At 64.9% G+C, this 20877-nt stretch carries 21 protein-coding genes and 1 tRNA gene; 9 read left to right on the top strand and 13 right to left on the bottom strand.

Annotated features, from left to right (window positions below; translation table 11 throughout):
* Window positions 1-105 precede the first annotated feature (105 nt).
* Complete coding sequence (locus tag SMA01S_RS04020; RefSeq protein WP_066818633.1) at window positions 106-2142, bottom strand: 3-hydroxyacyl-CoA dehydrogenase NAD-binding domain-containing protein; 2037 nt, start codon at window positions 2140-2142, stop codon at window positions 106-108.
* 106 nt (window positions 2143-2248) lie between these two features.
* Window positions 2249-3475, bottom strand: coding sequence for a serine hydrolase domain-containing protein (locus SMA01S_RS04015; RefSeq protein WP_066817653.1), 1227 nt, complete (start codon window positions 3473-3475; stop codon window positions 2249-2251).
* 131 nt (window positions 3476-3606) lie between these two features.
* On the opposite strand from SMA01S_RS04015, the gene SMA01S_RS04010 reads away from it, so the two are divergent.
* Complete coding sequence (locus SMA01S_RS04010; protein ID WP_066817644.1) at window positions 3607-5361, top strand: class I adenylate-forming enzyme family protein; 1755 nt, start codon at window positions 3607-3609, stop codon at window positions 5359-5361.
* A 115-nt stretch (window positions 5362-5476) separates the two neighbouring features.
* On the opposite strand, the gene SMA01S_RS04005 is transcribed toward SMA01S_RS04010, so the two are convergent.
* Window positions 5477-6742, bottom strand: a complete 1266-nt coding sequence (locus SMA01S_RS04005; protein ID WP_066817642.1) for an MFS transporter — start codon at window positions 6740-6742, stop codon at window positions 5477-5479.
* Window positions 6743-6968: 226 nt separating this feature from the next.
* On the opposite strand from SMA01S_RS04005, the gene SMA01S_RS04000 reads away from it, so the two are divergent.
* Window positions 6969-8507 (top strand): hypothetical protein, encoded by a 1539-nt coding sequence (locus tag SMA01S_RS04000; protein WP_066817640.1) that lies wholly within the window; start codon window positions 6969-6971, stop codon window positions 8505-8507.
* Between the two features lie 39 nt (window positions 8508-8546).
* Here SMA01S_RS04000 and SMA01S_RS03995 read toward each other — a convergent pair whose 3' ends face one another.
* The gene (locus SMA01S_RS03995; RefSeq protein ID WP_066817638.1) at window positions 8547-9236 is read right to left on the bottom strand and encodes an aspartate/glutamate racemase family protein; all 690 of its coding nucleotides are present in this window, start codon (window positions 9234-9236) and stop codon (window positions 8547-8549) included.
* A gap of 69 nt (window positions 9237-9305) precedes the next feature.
* On the opposite strand from SMA01S_RS03995, the gene SMA01S_RS03990 reads away from it, so the two are divergent.
* Window positions 9306-10043 carry a Crp/Fnr family transcriptional regulator gene (locus SMA01S_RS03990; protein WP_369405655.1) on the top strand — a complete coding sequence of 246 codons (738 nt, stop codon included), beginning with the start codon at window positions 9306-9308 and terminating at the stop codon, window positions 10041-10043.
* Between the two features lie 20 nt (window positions 10044-10063).
* Here the strand turns inward: SMA01S_RS03990 and SMA01S_RS03985 are convergent, their stop codons facing one another.
* Window positions 10064-11548 (bottom strand): glycerol kinase, encoded by a 1485-nt coding sequence (locus tag SMA01S_RS03985; RefSeq protein WP_066817635.1) that lies wholly within the window; start codon window positions 11546-11548, stop codon window positions 10064-10066.
* A gap of 53 nt (window positions 11549-11601) precedes the next feature.
* Here SMA01S_RS03985 and SMA01S_RS03980 point away from each other — a divergent pair, with 53 nt between their 5' ends.
* Entirely contained in the window at window positions 11602-12843 is a 1242-nt protein-coding gene (locus SMA01S_RS03980; protein ID WP_084250044.1) for an AI-2E family transporter, read from the top strand.
* Between the two features lie 59 nt (window positions 12844-12902).
* Window positions 12903-12979 (top strand) — tRNA-Asp (locus SMA01S_RS03975).
* Window positions 12980-13021: 42 nt separating this feature from the next.
* On the opposite strand, the gene SMA01S_RS03970 is transcribed toward SMA01S_RS03975, so the two are convergent.
* The 4 genes from SMA01S_RS03970 to SMA01S_RS24790 all read right to left on the bottom strand — a co-directional run bounded on the left by SMA01S_RS03970 (window position 13022) and on the right by SMA01S_RS24790 (window position 14440).
* Window positions 13022-13258: a DUF2842 domain-containing protein gene (locus tag SMA01S_RS03970; protein WP_245649141.1), complete on the bottom strand. Its 237-nt coding sequence runs from the start codon at window positions 13256-13258 to the stop codon at window positions 13022-13024.
* Entirely contained in the window at window positions 13243-13785 is a 543-nt protein-coding gene (locus SMA01S_RS03965) for a 5-formyltetrahydrofolate cyclo-ligase (RefSeq protein ID WP_066817630.1), read from the bottom strand. The genes SMA01S_RS03970 and SMA01S_RS03965 overlap by 16 nt, the downstream gene beginning before the upstream one ends.
* A gap of 180 nt (window positions 13786-13965) precedes the next feature.
* Window positions 13966-14274, bottom strand: coding sequence for a cell division protein ZapA (locus SMA01S_RS03960; RefSeq protein WP_066590022.1), 309 nt, complete (start codon window positions 14272-14274; stop codon window positions 13966-13968).
* Window positions 14267-14440, bottom strand: a complete 174-nt coding sequence (locus SMA01S_RS24790; protein WP_169804179.1) for a hypothetical protein — start codon at window positions 14438-14440, stop codon at window positions 14267-14269. The genes SMA01S_RS03960 and SMA01S_RS24790 overlap by 8 nt, the downstream gene beginning before the upstream one ends.
* 266 nt (window positions 14441-14706) lie before the next feature.
* Between SMA01S_RS24790 and gap the strand changes: the two genes are divergently transcribed.
* Both gap and SMA01S_RS03950 read left to right on the top strand, forming a co-directional pair.
* Window positions 14707-15714, top strand: coding sequence for a type I glyceraldehyde-3-phosphate dehydrogenase (gap, locus tag SMA01S_RS03955; protein WP_066817627.1), 1008 nt, complete (start codon window positions 14707-14709; stop codon window positions 15712-15714).
* A 137-nt stretch (window positions 15715-15851) separates the two neighbouring features.
* Entirely contained in the window at window positions 15852-17042 is a 1191-nt protein-coding gene (locus tag SMA01S_RS03950) for a phosphoglycerate kinase (RefSeq protein ID WP_066817625.1), read from the top strand.
* Here the strand turns inward: SMA01S_RS03950 and SMA01S_RS03945 are convergent.
* Together SMA01S_RS03945 and SMA01S_RS03940 are read right to left on the bottom strand one after the other, a co-directional pair.
* The gene (locus tag SMA01S_RS03945; RefSeq protein WP_066817623.1) at window positions 17039-17419 is read right to left on the bottom strand and encodes a TlpA family protein disulfide reductase; all 381 of its coding nucleotides are present in this window, start codon (window positions 17417-17419) and stop codon (window positions 17039-17041) included. The two genes, SMA01S_RS03950 and SMA01S_RS03945, sit on opposite strands and share 4 nt — an antisense overlap.
* Window positions 17420-17508: 89 nt before the next feature.
* Window positions 17509-17964: a TlpA family protein disulfide reductase gene (locus tag SMA01S_RS03940; RefSeq protein ID WP_084250081.1), complete on the bottom strand. Its 456-nt coding sequence runs from the start codon at window positions 17962-17964 to the stop codon at window positions 17509-17511.
* Between the two features lie 294 nt (window positions 17965-18258).
* Between SMA01S_RS03940 and SMA01S_RS03935 the strand changes: the two genes are divergently transcribed.
* The gene (locus tag SMA01S_RS03935; protein WP_066817621.1) at window positions 18259-19158 is read left to right on the top strand and encodes a fructose bisphosphate aldolase; all 900 of its coding nucleotides are present in this window, start codon (window positions 18259-18261) and stop codon (window positions 19156-19158) included.
* A 4-nt stretch (window positions 19159-19162) separates the two neighbouring features.
* Here the strand turns inward: SMA01S_RS03935 and SMA01S_RS03930 are convergent, their stop codons facing one another.
* Together SMA01S_RS03930 and SMA01S_RS03925 are read right to left on the bottom strand one after the other, a co-directional pair.
* Window positions 19163-19480 carry an ArsR/SmtB family transcription factor gene (locus SMA01S_RS03930; protein ID WP_066817619.1) on the bottom strand — a complete coding sequence of 106 codons (318 nt, stop codon included), beginning with the start codon at window positions 19478-19480 and terminating at the stop codon, window positions 19163-19165.
* A 4-nt stretch (window positions 19481-19484) separates the two neighbouring features.
* A complete protein-coding gene (locus SMA01S_RS03925; RefSeq protein ID WP_066817617.1) occupies window positions 19485-19958 on the bottom strand; it encodes an SRPBCC domain-containing protein in 474 nt (157 codons plus the stop codon).
* 150 nt (window positions 19959-20108) lie between these two features.
* Between SMA01S_RS03925 and SMA01S_RS03920 the strand changes: the two genes are divergently transcribed.
* Window positions 20109-20792, top strand: a complete 684-nt coding sequence (locus SMA01S_RS03920) for an O-methyltransferase (protein WP_066817615.1) — start codon at window positions 20109-20111, stop codon at window positions 20790-20792.
* Window positions 20793-20877: the final 85 nt, after the last annotated feature.

Genomic DNA, 20877 nt, shown 5'->3' with positions numbered 1-20877 from the left:
GGGGCAGTGTGACTCACTGCGCTCTCCGACTGCCCCTCTCCCGACGTCGCGTGGCTGGCGCCGCGCTCGTCTGCCCTCTCCCCGGCAGGGAGAGGGCGTTGTGGCTCAGAACTTCTCGCCTGCCTCGGCCTTCGCCTTCAGCAGCGGTGAGACCTCGACACCATTCTTCTCGAGACCCGCCACGACCTTGTCGAGCCCGACGGTATTGCCCCAGAACATCGGGCCGCCGCGATAGACCGGCCAGCCGTAACCGTAGATCCACACGACATCGATATCCGACGCGCGCTGCGCCATGCCTTCGTCGAGGATCTTCGCGCCCTCATTGACCATCGGATAGATGGTCGCGGCGATGATATCCTCGTCGGTGAAATCCCTCTTCGGCTGGTTGGACCGGCTGCGGAAATCCTCGATGATCTCGGCGACTTCGGGCGAGGGGGTGGGGTTGCGGTTCTCGTCATAATCGTACCAGCCCTTGCCGGTCTTCTGGCCCCAACGGCCGCGCGCGCACAGCACGTCGCGGATCGTATCCTGCTTGGTCGGATCGCGATGCCAGCCGATATCGACGCCGGCGAGGTCGCCCATCTGGAACACGCCCATCGGGAAGCCGAAATCGACCAGCGCCTTGTCGATCTGTTCGGGCCGCGCGCCCTGCATCAGCATCGCGTTGGCGGGCGCGTTGCGTGCAGAGAGCATGCGGTTGCCGATGAAGCCGGGGCAGACGCCGGAGACGACCGCGACCTTGCCGATCGGCTTGGCCAGCGCCATCACCGTCGCCAGCACGTCGGGCGCGGTCTTGGCGCCGCGCACGACTTCGAGCAGCTTCATCACGTTGGCCGGCGAGAAGAAGTGCATGCCCAGCACGTCCTGCGGACGGCCGGTCGCCGAGGCGATCTCGTCGACATTGAGGTAGGACGTGTTCGAGGCCAGGATCGCGCCGGGTTTGACGATCTTGTCGAGCTTGCCGAACAGCTCCTTCTTGACGTCCATATTCTCGTAGATCGCCTCGATGACGAGGTCGCAATCCTTGAGGTCGTCGAGGCTGAGCGTGGGGGTTAGCAGACCCATCATCGCCTCGACCTTCTCCATCGTGAAGCGGCCCCGCTTGGCGGAATTCTCGTAATTCTTGCGGATCACCCCGACGCCGCGATCGAGTGCTTCCTGTGCGGTCTCGACGATCGTCACCGGGATGCCGGCGGTCAGGAAGTTCATGCTGATGCCGCCGCCCATCGTGCCGGCGCCGACCACGCCGACCTTCTTGATCAGGCGCAGTTGCACGTCGGACGGGATGCCATCGACCTTGGCCGCCTGACGTTCGGCGAAGAACATGTAGCGCTGGGCAGCGGATTGCGTGCCCATCATCAGCTTCATGAATTCCTCGCGCTCGACCGCAATGCCCTCTGCGAAGGTGCCGTGAGTCGAGGCCTCGACGCAGCGGATATTCGCCGTCGGCGCGTCAAAGCCGCGGAACTTGCGCGCGTTGGCTTTCTTGAACGCCTCGACCGCTTCGGGATCGGCCGTCGCGGTCTTTTCCGATGCGCGGGGCAGGGGGCGCTTGTCGGCGATCTCGTTGGCGAAGGCGATCGCGTCCGCCTCCAGGCTGTCCTCACTCGCGAGGCGATCGATCAGACCGGCTTCCTGCGCCTTCTTGGCCGCGATCGGATCGCCGATCGCGGTCATTTCGAGCGCGAGCTTGACCCCCGCGATGCGCGGGATGCGCTGCGTCCCGCCGGCGCCCGGCAACAGGCCGAGCTTGACCTCGGGGGTTCCGATCTTCGCCGACGGTACCGCGATACGATAGTGACAGCCGAGCGTAACCTCGCAGCCGCCGCCAAGCGCTGTGCCGTGGATCGCCGCGACCACCGGCTTGTCGAGCGCCTCGATCATATCGATCACCGCGCCCAGGCCCGGCCCCTTCATCGGCTTGCCGAATTCGGTGATGTCGGCGCCGGCGAAGAAGGTTCGGCCGTCGCAACGGATCACCACCGACTTGATCGTCGCATCGCCCTCGGCCTGCTTGATCCCCGCTTCGAGCCCTTCGCGCACCGCCGCGCCCAGCGCATTGACCGGCGGGTTGTTCGAGATGATCACCAGCACGTCGCCATGGCGCTCGGTGCGGATCGGGGAGGCGGGCGTATCGGACATCATTCTCTCCTGGAAATCGTCGCCCCGGCGGAGGCCGGGGCCGCTATATTCTAGCCCATGCCGGCGATGCGGCCGGCGGCCCCGGCCTCCGCCGGGGCGACGGGAGTCACGTCAAAGACGAGTAGATCAGCGTCTTGAGTTCGCGGCGGATCGGATACAGGCCGGACGGGCTGAGCTGGGTCATGAACACCATGTGCAGCCGCTCGACCGGATCGATGAAGAAGGCGGTCGAGAACATCCCGCCCCAATAATATTCGCCCGCCGATCCCGGGATCATCGTCTTGGCGACGTCCTCGGTAACCGCGAAGCCCAGGCCGAAGCCGGTCCCGGCATTCTGGGTCTCGCTGAACAGCGAGCGCGACAGAGTCGACAAGTCCGATTTGCCCGGCAAATGGTTCATCGTCATCAGGTCGAGCGTCTTGCGCCCCAACAGGCGGGCGCCGTCGAGTTCGCCGCCATTGGCGCACATCTGGCAGAAGCGATGATAGTCGAGCGCGGTCGACACCAGCCCGCCGCCGCCCGAGAGCAATTTGGGCTGGCGCCGCCAGGCGCTTTCGCCCGCCCGGTCGTACATGACGCGACCCTTTCCGGCGACGAAGGTATAGCAATCGGTCAGTCGGTCGACCTTGCCGTCGGGGACGACGAAGCCGGTATCGTCCATCTTGAGCGGCTTGAAGATCTTCTCGGCAAAATATTGGTCGAGCGGCATGCCCGACACGCGCTGGATCACCGCGCCGAGCACGTCGGTCGACACCGAATAATTCCACGCCGTGCCGGGTGAGAATTCGAGCGGAAGCTTGCCCAATGCCGCGACAAAGCCGTCGAGGTCGTTACCGCCATGCCAATTATCGATCTTTCCCTCGCGATACGCGGCATCGACGTTGGTGCGATTCTGGAAACCGTAGGTCAGCCCCGACGTGTGGCGCAGCAGGTCGAGCATCCGCATCGGCTCCGCCGTCGGCGTCACCGGCAGGAACGGGACGCCGCCGCCGCCGCCATTATAGACGCCGATCCCCTTGAACTCGGGCAGTATGTGATGGACGGGTGTGTCGACCGCGACCTTGCCGTCCTCGACCAGCATCATGAAGCCGACCGAGGTGATCGGCTTGGTCATGCTGGCGATGCGGAAGATCGAACCCTCGTCGATCGCCTTGTCGGAGCCTTCGCTCGCGGCGCCCTGGCTCGAAAAATGGACGATCTCGCCATCGCGGCTGATCAGTATCTGGGCGTTCGGCAATTTGCCCGAATCGAGGTACCGTTCCTTCAGGAATGCCGGAATACGGTTGAGGCGCGCGGCGTCGAAACCATGCTTTTCGGGCGCTTTCATCAGCATCGCTCTTCCATACCCCTATTTCAAATTCCGACTCTCTATTGCCTTGAGCGGCGCTCGAATCAACTCTAACGTTGCGAAATCGCGCAGGCCAAGACCTGTGAAAGCCGAAGCTGGAGAGCGGATCCTTGTCAATGAATGGCGCACCCGAACCCGTTATCGCCCTCGATCCCGCCTGGCCCAAGGTTTCGCTGAAGGAGGCGACCGCCGCGCTGACCGCGCCGGGTACCAAGTTCGAGATGGAAACGATCGAGATTCGCGGCGTGCCGACTCGGATATGGAAATATGCGCCGCACGATCTGGGCGTCCTGCTCGATCTGTCGCGCACGCATGGCGACCGGCTGTTCACGATCCTCGAGGACGAACGCGTCAGTTATGAGGCGAATTATCGGGCGACGGCCGCGCTCGCTCGTGCTTTCCAGAATATGGGCGTCGGCAAGGGCGACCGCGTTGCCTTTGCCACGCGCAACCTGCCCGAATGGCCGGTAATCTTCTTCGCGATCGCGACGCTGGGCGCCATCGCGGTGCCGCTCAACGCGTGGTGGACCGGCGCCGAGCTCGAATATGGCGTCAATGATTCGGGCGCCAAAGTGCTGCTGGTCGACGCCGAACGCTATGAACGACTCAGGCCGCATCTGGCGGCGTTGCCGAACGTGGAGCACCTGATCGTCATGCGGTCGCCCGCGCCTGTCGTGGGCGCAACCGCGCTCGAAGACATTATCGGCGGGCCGAAAAGCTGGGCGGACCTGCCGGCGGACGATCGGCCGCGGGTCGAGATCGACAGCGATGACGACGCGACGATCTTCTACACCAGCGGCACGACCGGCAACCCCAAAGGCGCGTTGGGCACGCACCGCAACCTCGTCACCAACATCATGTCGGGTGGCTTCTCGGCCGCCCGCAGCTTCGTTCGCCGTGGTGAGCCGATTCCGGACCCGACTCCGCGCACCAGCCTGACGGTGATCCCGATGTTCCACGTCACGGCCTGCTCGGCCGGGCTGATGGGAACGATGGCCAGCGGCAGCACGACCATCTTCATGCGTAAATGGGATACGACGAAGGCAATGGAGATCATCGAGCGCGAAAAGGTCAACATGACCGGCGGCGTGCCGACGATCGCCTGGCAACTGATCGAGCATCCCGACCGCCACAAATACGACCTCTCGTCGCTCGAAGTCATCGCCTATGGCGGTGCGCCATCCGCTCCCGAACTGGTCAAGAAGATCTACGAGGAATTCGGCGCCTTGCCCGGCAATGGCTGGGGCATGACCGAGACGATGGCGACGGTCACGCATCATGCGAGCGAGGATTATCTCAATCGCCCCACCAGCGCCGGCCCGCCGGTGGCGACCGCCGATCTCGAAATCCGTGCCGAGGACGGCGTCACGGTGCTGCCGGCCGGTGAGGTGGGCGAATTGTGGGCGCGCGGGCCGATGATCGTGAAGGGCTATTGGAACAAGCCCGAAGCAAGCGCGGAGACCTTTGTCGACGGCTGGGTGCGCACCGGCGATCTCGCCCGGCTCGATGAGGAGGGATTCCTGTTCATCGTCGATCGCGCCAAGGACATGGTTATCCGCGGCGGCGAGAATATCTATTCGTCCGAAGTCGAGAACGCGCTCTACGAACATCCCGCGGTGACCGACGCCGCGGTCATCGGCATTCCGCATCGGACGTTGGGCGAGGAGCCGGCGGCCGTCGTCCATCTCGCGCCCGGCACGTCCGCGACCGAGGCGGAATTGCAGGCCTGGGTGCGCGAGCGGCTCGCGGCTTTCAAGGTGCCGGTGGCGATCCGTTTCGTCCATGAGACTCTGCCGCGCAACGCCAATGGCAAGATCCTCAAGAAGGATCTGAAAGGGTTGTTCGAGGATCGGGCAAGCGAGGCGGCCTAAGCGGCATCCTCTCCCTCGTCATGCCGGCCTTGTGCCGGCATCCACCGAGCCTCTAGCCGTTGGGCTTGGGGAGGAGTGGACCCCGGCACAAGGCCGGGGTGACGCCGGAGGCGTCTTAATTCCTCGGTGATGCGCGCCCCGGCGCCGTCTCGCGCGCAAAACAGAGCGCCACGAACCCCAGCACTGCCGCCGCCGCCATATACCAGGCAGGCGCCAACGGACTGCCGGTAACGCCCGTCAGCCATGCCACGACGAACTGGGTCGATCCGCCGAAGATCGAGATCGCTAGCGCATAGACGATCGCGAGCGCCCCGGACCGGATGCGCGCCGGAAAATCCTCGGTGATATGGACCAGCACCGCGCTCAAGGCGATGCCGATGGAGAGACGCAATCCACATCCCACGAGGAACAGGCTCGCTTTGCCCGGCGCGACTGTCAGCAGCCAGAAAGCGGGCAGGGTGATCAGGCAGACGAACAGGGTCGGCAGGATCATCGCCGGACGCCGGCCGTAGCGATCGGCCAGCCAGCCGCCGAGCGGCGCGCCGATCGTGCCGCCGATTCCCACCGCAATCGTCGCCCAGAAGGCGGTGTCCGACGGCAAATGCAGCGTCGTCTTGGCGAAGGTGGTCAGGAAGTTGGTGACATAGGTCATGATCGTCCCCGACAGCAGTGCCAGGAACGCGATGATCGCGGTGCGGCGATAGTCGCGGAGCGGCGGCGCCGGGATCGCGGGCGCGTCGCTGGGCAGTGTTTCCGGCAAGGTCCGCCGGAGGACAAGACCGATCGGCACGACACCGACGCCGAGCGCCAGCGCGATCCGCCAGCCCCAGCTTGCAAGCGCGGCATCATCCATCACTTGCGCCAGCGCGAGCCCGATCAATCCGGCAACCAGCACAGCGACATTCTGCCCGAACATTTGCATCGAGACGTACAGGCCGCGGCGATGCGGCGGCGCCGCTTCCGCCAGGAACGCCGTGCTCGGGCCGACCTCTCCGCCCAGCGCGAATCCCTGGACCAGGCGCCAGAACAGCACGAGCAACGGCGCGGCGATGCCGATAGCGGCGTAAGAAGGTGTCAGCGCGACCCCGAGGCTGGCGACGCCGATCAGCGCGAACGACAACAGCATCATCGGTCGCCGCCCCAGCCGATCGCCGAGCACGCCGATCACCAGTCCGCCGAGCGGGCGTGTCAGGAACCCCGCGCCAAACGTGGCCAGCGCAGCAAGCAAGCTCGATTGCGGGTCGGTCGCGGGGAAGAAGGTATGGCCGATCTCGACCGCAAAGAAGGTGAAGATCAGGAAATCGTAGAATTCGAGTGCGTTGCCGAGCGTAACGCCTACGACTTGGGAAGCGGTGACCCGAGGCGCCGTGATAATGGTCATCGTGCTCCCCAGCTCGTCCCCTCCATCAAGCGATGTCGGGCGCCGCAAGTCAATCGCGGCCCGCTGGAGTTCGATGCACGCAGTCTATAGGCGCCCGACGACCCCACCCCCAAATGGTAGAGTCAGCACCGAGACCAGCCAATGAATCCGTCCGGAATGGTGGCTTCCTTGCTGGCTTGCCGGCGACCGAAGGCGTAATAATCTCCCATAAATACGGGGGGATGCCATGATGCGCTTCGCTGTTCGCCGCCCATTCCAGTCGGTCGTATTGATCGGCGCGATACTGACCTTCGCCGCCGCATGTACGATGAAGACGTCCGCGACCGCGCCGGCGCCGGGCATCGCCAACGCCGCTTGCCCGACGCCGCAGAATATCCCGTCCGGGTTCGACTATCCGCAAAAGGCCGCCACGGTCGAAAGCTGGGTGACAACCGGCAACGTCGCGCGCACGCGCCAGCACGGCTGGAACGTCTGGGCCGCGCTCAACACGATGGTCGGCGGCAAGCCGATCTGGCAAAGCTGGTGCACCGAAACCCAGGCATTCGCACCTGACGCCTCGGTGACGGCCAAACTCGCCAAGACCGAGCCGGCGGTCGCGACGGTTCCGATGCGCAAGTTCAAGCTCAACAACGGATCGAGCGCTGGCGCAGACCCGATCAACTTCCCCGTCTCGCCGACCTATGCCGTGCCGCAGCCGGTGGTCGACCGCTACAAGGGCACGCCGTGCCTGCAGGGATCGACGCCCGCCGATTACGCTTTGGCGAACGGCCCGACCTTGCAGAATAACGGCGACGTGATGGTGGCGGGGGTGATCTACAACCAGCCCGCCTTCGACTGGATTCGCAGCAACAAGCTCTATCTGCAGTCGACGCTGAACGGCCTGATCCCGCCACCCAACCAGGCCAAGCAGATGGCGGCGATGCCCGACGGTTCGATCGTCCTCAAGCCGATGATGTGGCCGGTGGCGGCGGGCCAGTTCACCGCGCTGCCGATCTGGAATGACCCGGCATCGGACGACGGTGTCTATGCCGGCTTCGAGATCCAGAAGAAATGGCCGAAAGCGGTGGCGGTCACCACCACACCGGCGGCGCAGGTCATCCCGTCCTCGGTAAGCTTCCTCCACGGCGTGACGATGAACGGCAAGCCGCTCGGGCCCAACACCTATGCGAAACCACGCGTGGTCGGCGTCGACCGCTTCTACAATTACAAACCCGATCTCTCAAAGATGGCGCAATGCGATCGCGCGATCCTCGATGCTTCGGCTTATTATGCTTATGGCCGGATGTTCCAGCAGGGCGACTATCTGATCCTGATCGCGATGCACATCATGACCAAGGAACAGCCCGCCTGGACGTTCCAATCGGTGTGGTGGAACGATTCGCCCGGCATGAGCCCCTATGCCGCTGACCGGCCGAACCTGTCGCCGGTCGATGCGCCGGGACCGTGGCGCAATTATCTGATGGCGGCGACCTATGGCATCCCCGCTAGCTCGGGCAGCAACCAATGGCCGGTGGCATTCAACCCCTATATCGAACTCGCCGCCGATCACCCGATCAAGACCAATTGCATGAATTGCCATCACCGAGCGGCATGGCCCGCGTCGAGCACCGAATATGAAGCGCCCGGCGGTCCGAGCGCGCTCGACATTTTCGCGCTCAACAACGCGATCCTTAACGGCAAGATCGGCGTCGATTCCTTGTGGTCGATCAGCGACCGTGCGCTGGCGTCCAACCAGCGGATGGAGGCGGTAGCGGCACGGAAATAGCCGGGTAGGCGGTGGCCAGACCTGGGGCGGCTGCGCGGATCAGCCGAGCGCCAGGTCGACCGCCGCCAACGCGTGAAGGCTGGTCGTGTCGAACAGCGGCACTGCGCTGTCCGTCTGATCCACCAGCAGCATGATTTCGGTGCAGCCCAGCACGATCGCCTCCGCGCCGCGCTCGACCAGCCGCGCGATGACCTCACGATAGGCTGCGCGCGACGCTGCCTCGATTTTGCCGGCGACCAATTCCTCGTAGATCACGCGATGAACCTCGCGCCGATCGGCGGCGTCGGGAATCACTGTCTCGAGCCCGGCGGCATCGAGGCGATCGCGATAAAAGGCTTTTTCCATGGTGAAGGCGGTACCGAGCAGCCCGACTCGCTTCAGCCCCGCTTTGGTGATCGCCGACGCGGTTGGATCGACCACATGAAGCAGCGGCACGCCGATCGCCGCCGCGACGTCATCCGCCATCAAATGCATCGTGTTGCTGCAGATCAGGACGAAATCCGCGCCACCTGCCTCCAGGCGACCGGCGGCATCCACCATTCGCGCCGTGAGCGAAGGCCAGTCGCCATCATGCTGAAGCCGCTCGATTTCGCCGAAATCGACCGAGTATAGAAGCGTTTCGGCAGAGTGTGCGCCACCGAGACGCTCACGCACCGCGCGATTGATGATCGCATAATATTGCGCCGAGCTCTCCCAACTCATGCCGCCGATAAGGCCAATCGTCTTCATCGTGTCGCTATGGCGTTTCCTGCTAAGGAAACCAAGAAGCGAACAAGATCGTTACGCTGGCGAAGGGGCTTGAAGATCGACATGCTGACCGACAATTTCCTGCAGGGCCGCCGACGCCGCGAACTGACCGATGAGGAAAAAGACGCAATCGAGAGCGTCCTGACCGCGCCGGTGACGCTGCCGCGGCGCAAGGTGGTGACGAGCCGCGGCGATGTCGTCACGCGGTCGACCTTCCTCATTTCGGGCTTCATGTGCCGCTATATGGACGGCGCCGACGGCCACCGGCAGCTGGTCAGCATTCAGACGCCGGGCGATTTCGTCGATCTGCACGGTTATCCGCTGCAACGGCTCGACCATGACATCGCGACCTTGAGCGAATGCACCGTCGCCTATGCGCCGCACGATAAGCTGACCCAGATCATCGAGCGCTTGCCGCATCTGGGACGCGTGCTGTGGTTCTCGACCTTGCTGGATGCCGCCATGCATCGCGAATGGATTTTCCGGCTGGGGCGGCTCGACGCCGTGGGCCGCGTCGCGCACATGTTGTGCGAAACCTATTCGCGGCTCGATGCGGTCGGGCTGGTCGAGGATAACAGCTTCGCCTGGCCACTGACCCAGCAGGATTTGGGCGAGGCATGCGGACTGACCTCGGTTCACGTCAATCGAACGTTACGCGTGCTGCGCGAGGCGGCCATGGTCGAGGTATCGGATCGCATCGTCACGATGATGGATTTCGATCGCCTTGCCTCGACCGGCGAATTCCAGCCCGATTACCTCTATTTCGACAACCACACTCGCACGCCGTAAACGCCCGATCAGCCGTGGCGTCAGTGCGCGGCGGCGATCACCGATTTGACCGCCGATGCCCAGCCATCGAGCCGGGCCTGCCGGGCGTCGGCGGCCAGGCCGGAATGGAAGGCGTCGATCTTGCCGCGCATGGCCGACGCCGCCTTCAGGTCCTTGAACAAGCCGATGCCGACGCCGGCCAGCATCGCCGCGCCGAGCGCCGTGGTTTCGGCGAAGACCGGCCGCTCCACCGCAACCTCGAGCATGTCGGCGAGATCCTGCGCGATCCAGTCGTTGGCGACCATGCCACCATCGATCCTGAGTGTCGTCCAGTCGGCGCCGTCGGCCGCGAAGGCGGTCTTCAGGTCGTTCGCCTGGTGGGCCATCGCCTCCAACGCGGCGCGGACGATGTGCGCGCGGGTGGCGGTGAAACTAAGCCCCGACATGCAGCCGCGCGCCTCGGCTTCCCACCATGGAGCGCCCAGGCCCGACAGCGCCGGAACCAGATAGACCCCGGCATTGTCCGCGACCGACCGCGCCAGTGCCTCGGTTTCGTCGGCGGCCGCGATCAGCTTGAGCGAATCGCGCAGCCACTGGACCAGGCTGCCGGCGACGAACACCGATCCTTCGAGTGCATAAGCGCGCCGGCCACCGAGTTGCCACGCCACTGTCGCCAGCAGCCGGTTCTTCGATGTCGGCTGGTGCGCGCCATATTGCGTCAGCACGAAGGCGCCGGTGCCGAACGTCGCCTTGGTGTCGCCCGGCGTCAGGCAAGCCTGACCGATCGTCGCTGCCTGCTGATCTCCGGCCATGCCGCAAATCGAAATCGGCGCGCCGAACAGGCTGGTAGTGCCATAATTGCCCGCGCAATCGACGATTTCTGGAAGCGCGTGACGCGGTGCGTCGAACAGCTCGATCAGGCCGTCGTCCCAATGCCCACTGCCGATCGCCATCAGCGCGGTGCGACTGGCATTGGTCGCGTCGGTGATGTGCAGCCCGCCCCCATTCTCGGCCGCGGTCAATTTCCACACCAGCCAGGAATCGATCGTGCCGACCGCGAGCCGGCCGCCCGCCGCCTTCAACTGCGGCCAATTGGCCATCGCCCAGCCGATCTTGGATCCCGAGAAATAGGGGTCGAGCAATAATCCGGTTCGCGCCTGCACGGTCGGCTCGTGCCCGGCCTCCTTGAGCTCGCGGCACCATGACGCCGTGCGCCGGTCCTGCCAGACGATCGCGGGCGCCAGCGGTTCGCCGGTCTGCTTGTCCCAGAACACCACCGTCTCGCGCTGGTTGGTGATGCCGATCGCGGCCACCGCCTCGGCTCCGCCCGCAAGCTCGACCATTTTCCGGGCGCAGGCGAGGGTCCGATCCCAGATTTCGGCGGCATCGTGCTCGACCAGCCCGGGGGCGGGGTAATGCTGCGTCAGCGAAGCCGATTCGCTGCCCAGGCATGTGCCGTCTGGCGCGAACAGCATCGCCCGGGTGGAAGTGGTGCCTTCGTCGATGACCAGCAGTTTGTCGCCCATTTTGCGAAGCTAGCCGGGATTACTTTGCCCGCCAATGGCGCTACGGAAGCGATATGACGAGTGGTGAGAGCGGAACGGGGGCGAATCTGGCGGCAACGGTGGGCGGTGCGGCCGCGGTCGCGCCAACCGCGCCCGACAATACGCCGCCGACCGCATCGGCCGAGGATGGTCCGCCGCCGGTGATCGATCCGCGGCGCGATCGCCTGCTCGCCGCGTTGACGCTGATTGCCGGTGTCGGACTGGTGATCGGCCTGCCGTTCGCGCTCAAGGCCGGCGCCGAATTCTTCCTGCCGATCACCATCGCCCTGGTCATCTCGATCGCGCTCATCCCCGTGCTCGAATGGCTCGAGCGGCGGCGGCTGCCGTCCTGGCTGGCGGCGCTAATCTGCGTGCTGACGTTCCTGGCCGCGGCGAATGTGGCGCTGGCGGCGATCGTCGTCCCGGCGATCGAATTCTTCCGCCGCCTGCCCGAGCGGATCGATCGTATCCAGGCCAATCTGGCGCCCGTGCTCGATCTCTATGCGAGCCTCGAAAAATATATCAACAAGGCGGCGGCGCATATCGCCACCATCCCCAAGGTGCGGACCGCGACCCCGGTATCGCCACCGAGTTCGCTGCTCGATCTCATCGCCACGTCGGCGCCGACCGCTTTGGTGCAGATATTTTTCGGGGTGCTGGTGGTGTTCTTCTTCCTGGCCGGCTGGACGCGGACGCGGCGCCGGACGATCACCAGCCGCGCGAGCTTCGGCGGGGCGATGGCGACGGCGCGGGTGATCCAGGACGTGGTTGACGACGTCTCCGCTTATCTGGGCACGATCACCGCGATCAACATCGTGCTGGGGCTGATCGTGTCGGGCGCCTTATGGCTGATCGGCATGCCCTATCCGCTGATGTGGGGCGGCATCGTCACCCTGCTCAACTATATTCCCTATTTCGGGCCGATCGTCGCCGCCTTGCTGCTCGCGGTCGGCGGACTGATGACCTTCCCCGATATCTGGGTGGCGCTAATGCCCGCCGGCATCATGATCGGCTGTCACCTGCTCGAAGCCAATGCGGTGACGCCGTTCATCGTCGGGCATCGCCTGACGATCAGCCCGGTGCTGATCCTGATCTCGCTGAGTTTCTGGAGCTGGGTGTGGGGCACGCCGGGCGCGTTGCTTGCAGTGCCGCTGCTGATCATCATGCAGACGGTGATCGGCGCAGCGGGCAAGCCCGACATTGCCGGTTTCCTGTTCGAGCACGGCACGCTGGTCAGCGAGCGCAAGCGCGGCCGCTGGGGCGTGCGACAAAACTGATTTGACCGCTGTTGACACTGGGGGGCGGCTCGCTTAGTGGCCGCGCCTCACGCTTCCAAGCGGGTGTAGCTCAGTTGGTTAGAGCGCCGGCCTGTCACGCCGGAGGTCGCGGGTTCGAGCCCCGTCACTCGCGCCATTTTCGGCGTGGACTTCTCCAGACGAATGATCGTTGCAGACGTCAGCGCCAGCGCCCGGTTTCCATCCAGCGCAACATGCGGCGCATCGGTAGCAGCCACAGCCAGACTATCCCGGTCACGACGTAGAACAGCAATTGCGCGACCGCCGGCCAGCGTCCGACCCAGGGCGACAGGCTGACCACGGCGATGCACCAGATCGCAATCAACGCCAGGATGGCGAGCATACCCACCGGCTTTTGCCAGCGCGGTGTCGGCGGCGGGTTCATCGTGTAATCCATCCTTGTTCGGTAACGACGGCGTGGAGCGCCATATCCCAGGGATCGACCGGCAAGTCTTCGACCTGCTGGACGCTCCAGGCGACGCCGACGCGCCAGGCGTCGGGGAAGCGCGCGAAGGCACCGTCATAATAGCCTGCTCCCTGGCCGAGTCGATCGAGCTTCGCGTCGAACGCTAGCATCGGGGTCAGGATGATGTCGGGGCGCAATTCGGCGGCGAGCGCCGAGGGCTGGCTGAGGCCGAACGGGCCGGCTTCGAGGGCCGCTTCCGTCTCCCAGGCAAGGAAGCGCATCGGTTCGCTGAGCACCGTGACATGGGGGAGGGCGAGCACGCATCCCGCCTCGACCGCGGCGCGCGCGAGCGGCGAGGGGTCGGCTTCGCTGCCGATCGGGACATAGGACGTAACGGTCAGGCCGCGGTCGAGCCGCGCACGGAAGGCGTCGGGCACCGCGATCGGCAAGGGCTTGCCTGCGACGAACGCGTCGCGTGCGGCGCGGAGGCGCGCTCGCAATGCCTGTTTGCTCTTCATGTTTCGGTGGAGTGGCGGGACCACCGTAGACCGTTTGCCGGGTTATCCTCTGACGCACGGTACGTCAGGTGGGGACCATATACGTCGGACCAGGGTCCGGGCAGGGACAGCCCCCTTGGATGATGAATAGCCTCAGGGATAATAAAGGCTCGTATCGGGCAGTACCCGCCACTCATGAATCTAGGCGCTCGGTGCCGGTTTCTCAAGGGTCTCGGCAAGCGCTTCCAGACGATCGGCGAGGCGGTTGAGAAAAGCGGGACTCGGACCGCCGTCCGCCGAGGGACGGTTCTCCGCCTGATCGAGATTGTCGGCGAGCATCAGCGCGATCAGCAGCATGGTGCGTTCGGCGTTGAGGCCGCCCGACGCGCGGTTGGCCATCGCCCAACGCTGGTCAAGCATTTCTCCCAATCGGCGAAGCTGGGCTTCCTCACCATCGCGGCAAGCGACGTTGTGACGACGATCGCCGATCGTCAGCGTGACCTCAGCCATTCCGCGCCCCCAGGGCATCGAGCGCGGCGATCGCCTCGCCGACGCGCGCGCGCAGCGATTCGTGTCGTGTCTTCAGGTCCTGCGCGCTCCTGTCGCGCGCCGCGACGGCGCGTTCGATGCGGGCGAGCGCGGCGTCGATCCGATCGGTCGGGGAAGCGTCTGCCATCGGGGGGAGATAGCACGGCGAGGGGGCGCGACAAGATCGTTTCGCCGCGCAAAGGTCTCGGACTCGCCGCCGCGGCCATTGCGACGGACAACCGATCGAGCCGCCCGGCCCTCGCTGCCCCGTCACGATCGCCTGGCAATGTGGCCGGTACGGTGCAAATACCGCCCCTGACGGTTGACGCGCCGCGTCAGCATCCCCAAAGGCAGCCGCGACCGACCGGCCCCATTCGCGCGTGCCGGCATCAGCAGCTCGAGGAGCGAAACAACATGGCGGTGAAGGTAGCGATCAACGGGTTCGGACGGATTGGGCGTCTGGTAGCGCGCGCGATGCTCGCGCAAGGCGATACCGGTCTCGACCTGGTGGCGATCAACGATCTCGGCGATGCCAAGGCCAATGCCTGGCTGTTCAAGCGCGACTCGGTCCATGGCAAATGGCCCGGCGAGGTCCATGCCGAAGGCCAGGACATGGTGATCGACGGCAAGCGCATCCGCGTCACCGCAGAGCGCGATCCGGCGAACCTGCCGCACAAGGAACTGGGCGTCGATCTGGTGCTCGAATGCACCGGCTTCTTCACCGACCGTGACGCTTGCCAGAAACATATCGATGCCGGCGCCAAGAAGGTGCTGATCTCGGCCCCGGGCAAGAATGTCGACCTGACCGTCGTCTATGGCGTCAACCACGACAAGCTGACCGCGGATCACAACATCGTGTCGAACGCGTCGTGCACGACCAATTGCCTGGCGCCGGTCGCCAAGGTGCTGAACGACGAATTCGGCATCGAGCGCGGCCTGATGACCACGGTCCACGCTTATACCAACGATCAGAAGATCCTCGATCAGATCCATTCCGACCTGCGCCGCGCGCGGGCGGCTGGCATGTCGATGATCCCGACCACCACGGGTGCCGCGCGTGCGGTCGCCGAGGTGCTGCCCGAGCTCAAGGGCAGGCTCGACGGATCGGCGATCCGCGTGCCGGTTCCCGACGTGTCGTTGATCGACCTGACCTTCACGCCGAAGCGCGACGTGACCAAGGAAGAGATCAACGCGGCGCTCAAGGCAGCGTCGGAAGGCAAGCTCAAGGGCGTGCTCGATTATACCGACGAGCCGCTCGTCTCGATCGACCTGATGGGTTCGCCGGCTTCGTCGACCGTCGACAGCCTCGAAACCGCGGTGCTCGAAGGCAAGCTGGTTCGCGTCCTCAGCTGGTACGACAATGAATGGGGCTTCTCCAACCGCATGGTCGACACGGCGAAGGCGATGGCCGCGTTGATCTAAGCCCACTTCCCCTCCCGTTCACGGGAGGGGTTAGGGGAGGGCGTGTCGTTCCGAGTTGAGGGGCGACGCCCAGCCCAACAGACCCTCCCCCAACCCCTCCCGCATGCGGGAGGGGAGTTTGCCGACAGGAGTGTGACATGGCACGCAACTTCAAAACGCTCGATGACATGGGCGACATCGCGGGCAAGCGGGTGCTGGTCCGTGAGGATCTCAACGTGCCGATGGCCGATGGCCAAGTCACCGACGACACCCGGCTGCGTGCCGCGGTGCCGACCGTCGCCGAACTCGCCGACAAGGGCGCCAAAGTCCTGATCCTGGCGCATTTCGGGCGCCCCAAGGGGCAACGTAACCCCGAGATGAGCCTGGCGCTCGTTACGCGCCCCTTCGAACACGTGCTCGGCCGTCCTGTACGCTTCATCGACGATGAGGGCGCGGCCGAGGCGATCGCGACGCTGAAGGACGGCGACGTCGCGATCCTGGAGAATACGCGGTTCGATCCGGGCGAAGAGAAGAACGCGCCCGAGACAATCGAGCGGCTGGCCGCGCTCGGCGACCTGTATGTCAACGATGCCTTCTCGGCCGCGCACCGCGCGCATGCCTCGACCGAAGGGCTGGCGCATCGCCTGCCGTCATTCGCGGGGCGGCAGATGGAGGCCGAGCTCGACGCGCTCGACAAGGCGCTGGGCGCGCCCGAGCATCCCGTCGCGGCGGTGGTCGGCGGTGCCAAGGTGTCGAGCAAGCTCGACGTGCTCAAGCATCTGGTCAGCAGGGTCGATCACCTGATCATCGGCGGCGGCATGGCCAATACCTTCCTCGCCGCGCGTGGGGTCGATGTCGGCAAAAGCCTGGCCGAGCACGATCTGACCGGCACGGCGGAAGAGATTTTCGATGCCGCCGACGCTGCCGGCTGCACGATCCATCTGCCCTACGATGTCGTTGTCGCGAAGGAATTCAAGCCGAACCCGGCAACGCGCACGGTCAATGTCCATGAAGTCGCGCCCGACGAGATGATCCTCGACATCGGGCCGGCCGCGAGCGAGGCGCTGGCCGACGTGCTCAAGAATTGCCGCACGCTGGTCTGGAACGGTCCGCTTGGCGCGTTCGAGACGCCGCCGTTCGATGTCGCGACGATGGCCCTGGCGAAGACGGTCGCTGCGCTGACCCGCGAAGGTTCGCTGGTGTCGGTGGCGGGTGGCGGCGATACCGTCGCCGCGCTCAACCAGGCAGGCGTCGCGGATGACATGACGTTCGTGTCGACCGCCGGTGGCGCCTTCCTTGAATGGATGGAAGGCAAGGAACTTCCGGGAGTTAAGGCATTAAGCTCCTAACGCTCGGCAAGTAGCGGTCGGACCACGGCGTCGAGGCTCCGCGGCGTAAAAGCAGCCGCCTTCGCGTAGCGGACACGGCCGTGGCGATCGATCACATAACTCATTGGTACCGCGGTCAGCGCGATGTCCGCGCCGCCGACCTGGCTTGCCTGGGGATAGGGAATGGTCGACGCGGTGGCCTGTCCCTTACCGTTCGGTCCCGCGTCGACCGAAATGCCGATCACCACCAGTCCTCGCGACAAATGGGCCCGGTAGTAGCGCGCGAGCAACGGGATTTCGGTGCGGCACGGCACGCACCAACTGGCCCAATAATTGATCACGACGACGCGTCCGCGCAGGTCTTCCAGCTTGATCTTTTGCCCGCTGGTCAAGGTCATTGGACCAGGTAATCCGGGTGCGCTCGCGACTGCCGGAATGCTCAGCGCCACAGCAGCGCTCAGTGCGCACATGAGCCGGACCAACGCCATCAGTTCGCGGGCATCGGTTCGCGCAGCAGCGGCACGAGGATCGCATTCAGGCTGTCGAGATCGAACGCGGCGGCCTTGGCATAGCGGATGCGACCGTCGCGGCCGATGATGATGTTGGTCGGCACAGCATTGCCGATCGTGTCGTACGGCCCCTTGATCTTCCTGACCGGCGAAATGTGCATGACCTTGAAGAGAGTCTTGAGCTGATAGGGTTGCAGCGAATCTTCGGTCGTTACCGCGAAGACGCGTAACCCCGCATCCTTGCGCATCGCGTAATAGGTATCGAGCGTCGGCAGCTCGGCCCGGCACGGCACGCACCACGTTGCCCAGAAATTGAGGATGACGACCTGCCCGCGCAATTGATCACGGGTGATCTTGGTGCCGTCGACCAGAGTCAGGGTGAAATCGGGCGCTGGCTGACCGATCGTCACCTTGTCGCCCGCCGCGACCGGCATTCCGACCGTCGCCGACGCGAGTACGGCGCCTGCGACCACGCCCCTGATTATCTTTCCGAAGATACCCACGACGCCCCCCGATAATGTTGCCCTGTATCAGGGTGATCCCGTTGCAACTGCAGGTCAACCGGTAGGAAGCTTCCAAAAAAGGAGACAATCGCGCTTGGGCGATTGAAGATGGCCTTCGCGGTTGCGATCATTCTAACCGGTTACACGAATCGTGGCCCCATTGCGGACCCGCCGGACGCTGTCTAACAGCCGCCACACATACGTATGCACAGACGGGAAACGACCATGCAGACCGCCGAAATGACCGCCAAGATTGCCGCCGGACATGGCTTCATCGCCGCGCTCGATCAGAGCGGTGGGTCGACCCCCAAGGCGCTCAAGGGCTATGGCATCGAGGAAGGCGCCTGGTCGAGCGACGAAGAGATGTTCGACCTGATCCACCAGATGCGCGTGCGGATCATCACCGCGCCGGCCTTCGCCAGCGGCAAGGTGATCGCGGCGATCCTGTTCGAGCGCACCATGGACGGCCAGGCGAACGGTCAGCCGGTGCCCCAGGCGCTGCACGATCGTGGCGTCGTTCCGTTCATCAAGATCGACAAGGGACTGGAGGCCGAGGCCAATGGCGTCCAACTGATGAAGCCGATGCCCGGCCTCGACGCGTTGCTCGACCGCGCGCGCGGGCTCGGCATGTTCGGCACCAAGGAGCGGTCGGTCGTCAATCTCGCCAATCGCGAGGGCATCGCCGCGATCGTCGCGCAGCAATTCGAGATCGCGCGGCAAGTGCTGAGCCATGGTCTGATGCCGATCATCGAGCCCGAAGTGAACATCAAGAGCCCGGAACGTGCCGAGGCCGATGCGATCCTGCTCGACGAGATCCTCAAGGCGCTCGACGCGATGCCAGGCGACGACAAGGTGATGCTCAAACTGTCGCTGCCGGCCAAGCCGGGCCTGTTCCTGCCGCTGGTCGAGCATCCGCGCGTGCTCCATGTCGTCGCGCTGTCGGGCGGGTTCAACCGCACCGAGGCATGCGCCGAACTGGCGAAAAACCAGGGCATTATCGCGAGCTTCAGCCGCGCCCTGCTCGAGGATTTGCGCCACCAGATGAGCGACGAGGAATTCGACCGCGCGCTGGCTGAGGCGATCGACGAGATTTACGACGCGTCGGTCGACAAAGTCGCGGCCTAGGACCCTAACCTTCCTCGCCAAGGATCTCGGCGAGACGATCGAGCCGTTTTTCCAGCATCGACCGCCGGTCGCGCGCCCAGCGTTCGACCGGCGTCAGGCCGTCGGGCACCAGCGACGCCGTCCGCACGCGCCCGACCTTTTCGGTGCGCACCACCCCGCATTGCTCGAGCACCTGCAGGTGCTGAGCAATCGCGGTCACGGTGACGCCCAGCGGCTCGGCAAGCCGTGAGACCGATGTGGGGCTTTCGGCGAGGCGATCTACGATCGCGCGCCGCGTCGGGTCCCCCAGTGCCTGGAACAGTCGGTCGAGATCGGGCGTCACCCGCTCAGCCTTCGATGACCTCACCCAATTTGTCGAGCAGCACGCGCCAGCCATGCTCGCGCATCACCGGCCCGTCGGCGTTTTCGAAGAAAGCGACCTGATTGGTGCAGCGCAGATCGGTGCCCTCGCCGTTGGGGACAAGCTCGAACGTCGTCAGCGATACCGACATCGGTGCGCCGCCGATCGCCATCATGCTGGTAGTGACGATCCGGCTGCCCGGGACGATCGCCTGGAAAGTGCCGTCGTCGGTCAGCGAGACGCCGGGAAAGGGGCTGGAGTCGCCAAATCTGTAGCCGAGATGCTGCGCCCCACCCGGGCGGAAGTCGCTCTGGAAGGCGACGAGCTCGGTTTGATCGTTCGCCGCATACCATTGGCGCTTGATGGCGGGGTCGCTGAGCGCCTCGAATACCTTGGCGGGGTCCGCTTTGTAGCTGCGCTCGATGGCGAAAGTGGCGTGGGTAACGTGTCCATCCGGCATGACTCGCTCCTTTAGTGAAGTCACGGCTTCAATATTCATATGGCGACAAACAGTCAAGCCATGACTTCACTATTGTCGCGTTGACGCAGCGGGGTGGAGGAGGAAAAGGACGCCGCGCGGCAAAGCGCCGCCTCAGCCGGGAGGATTGCCATGGTCGAGCGAGTCGGAGAGCAAAATCCGGGCTGGAGCGCGGTCGACACCTATATCGCCGATCGCCTGCTCGGCGACGATCCGGCGCTTTCGGCGGCGCTTGCTGCCAACGCTGCCGGCGGACTGCCCGACATCGACGTGTCACCCGCGCAGGGGCGGATGCTCCATCTGTTCGCCCGGATGGCGCGCGCGCGACGCATTCTCGAAATCGGCACGCTCGGCGGCTATTCGACGATCGAGCTGGCCCGAGCTTTGCCCGCCGACGGCAAGCTGCTCTCGCTGGAGATCGAGCCGCATCATGCCGATGTCGCGCGCAGCAACGTCGCGAAAGCCGGGCTGAGCGATCGCGTCGATATCCGTACCGGTCCCGCGCTCGACTCGCTTCAGGCGATGATCGCGGCGAACGAAGGCCCGTTCGACTTCGTGTTCATCGATGCCGACAAACAGAACAACCCGGCCTATGTCCGCGCGGCGCTCGCAATGTCCCGGCCGGGCACGACGATCGTCGTCGACAACGTTATTCGCGAGGGCGGGGTGTTGGACGCGGCGAGCGGAGACGAGCGGATCCGGGGGACACGCAGGCTGTTCGACGAAGTCGGCCGGGAACCGCGCTTGACGGCTACCGCGGTGCAGACGGTCGGTGTCAAGAAATGGGACGGATTCCTGATCGCGATTGTGGATTGATCCTTATTCCCTCTCCCCTTGTGGGCGCATCAGGTCGGTCATGCCCCCGGCATGACCTAAACAGCGCGGGGCGCTGTTTACCTGT

Origin of the sequence: Sphingomonas mali NBRC 15500, assembly GCF_001598415.1 — a bacterium.
GTDB lineage: Bacteria > Pseudomonadota > Alphaproteobacteria > Sphingomonadales > Sphingomonadaceae > Sphingomonas > Sphingomonas mali.
Note: the sequence above shows the minus strand (reverse complement) of the source record. Positions and strands in the feature narration are given on the sequence as shown.

What these genes read in the sequence shown, in the direction of transcription:
- SMA01S_RS04020 (WP_066818633.1), bottom strand. Translation starts at nt 2,142, where the DNA reads ATGTCCGATACGCCCGCCTCCCCGATCCGCACCGAGCGCCATGGCGAC.
- SMA01S_RS04015 (WP_066817653.1), bottom strand. Translation starts at nt 3,475, where the DNA reads ATGCTGATGAAAGCGCCCGAAAAGCATGGTTTCGACGCCGCGCGCCTC.
- SMA01S_RS04010 (WP_066817644.1), top strand. Translation starts at nt 3,607, where the DNA reads ATGAATGGCGCACCCGAACCCGTTATCGCCCTCGATCCCGCCTGGCCC.
- SMA01S_RS04005 (WP_066817642.1), bottom strand. Translation starts at nt 6,742, where the DNA reads ATGACCATTATCACGGCGCCTCGGGTCACCGCTTCCCAAGTCGTAGGC.
- SMA01S_RS04000 (WP_066817640.1), top strand. Translation starts at nt 6,969, where the DNA reads ATGATGCGCTTCGCTGTTCGCCGCCCATTCCAGTCGGTCGTATTGATC.
- SMA01S_RS03995 (WP_066817638.1), bottom strand. Translation starts at nt 9,236, where the DNA reads ATGAAGACGATTGGCCTTATCGGCGGCATGAGTTGGGAGAGCTCGGCG.
- SMA01S_RS03985 (WP_066817635.1), bottom strand. Translation starts at nt 11,548, where the DNA reads ATGGGCGACAAACTGCTGGTCATCGACGAAGGCACCACTTCCACCCGG.
- SMA01S_RS03980 (WP_084250044.1), top strand. Translation starts at nt 11,602, where the DNA reads ATGACGAGTGGTGAGAGCGGAACGGGGGCGAATCTGGCGGCAACGGTG.
- SMA01S_RS03970 (WP_245649141.1), bottom strand. Translation starts at nt 13,258, where the DNA reads ATGGATTACACGATGAACCCGCCGCCGACACCGCGCTGGCAAAAGCCG.
- SMA01S_RS03965 (WP_066817630.1), bottom strand. Translation starts at nt 13,785, where the DNA reads ATGAAGAGCAAACAGGCATTGCGAGCGCGCCTCCGCGCCGCACGCGAC.
- SMA01S_RS03960 (WP_066590022.1), bottom strand. Translation starts at nt 14,274, where the DNA reads ATGGCTGAGGTCACGCTGACGATCGGCGATCGTCGTCACAACGTCGCT.
- SMA01S_RS24790 (WP_169804179.1), bottom strand. Translation starts at nt 14,440, where the DNA reads ATGGCAGACGCTTCCCCGACCGATCGGATCGACGCCGCGCTCGCCCGC.
- gap (WP_066817627.1), top strand. Translation starts at nt 14,707, where the DNA reads ATGGCGGTGAAGGTAGCGATCAACGGGTTCGGACGGATTGGGCGTCTG.
- SMA01S_RS03950 (WP_066817625.1), top strand. Translation starts at nt 15,852, where the DNA reads ATGGCACGCAACTTCAAAACGCTCGATGACATGGGCGACATCGCGGGC.
- SMA01S_RS03945 (WP_066817623.1), bottom strand. Translation starts at nt 17,419, where the DNA reads ATGACCTTGACCAGCGGGCAAAAGATCAAGCTGGAAGACCTGCGCGGA.
- SMA01S_RS03940 (WP_084250081.1), bottom strand. Translation starts at nt 17,964, where the DNA reads ATGCCGGTCGCGGCGGGCGACAAGGTGACGATCGGTCAGCCAGCGCCC.
- SMA01S_RS03935 (WP_066817621.1), top strand. Translation starts at nt 18,259, where the DNA reads ATGCAGACCGCCGAAATGACCGCCAAGATTGCCGCCGGACATGGCTTC.
- SMA01S_RS03925 (WP_066817617.1), bottom strand. Translation starts at nt 19,958, where the DNA reads ATGCCGGATGGACACGTTACCCACGCCACTTTCGCCATCGAGCGCAGC.
- SMA01S_RS03920 (WP_066817615.1), top strand. Translation starts at nt 20,109, where the DNA reads ATGGTCGAGCGAGTCGGAGAGCAAAATCCGGGCTGGAGCGCGGTCGAC.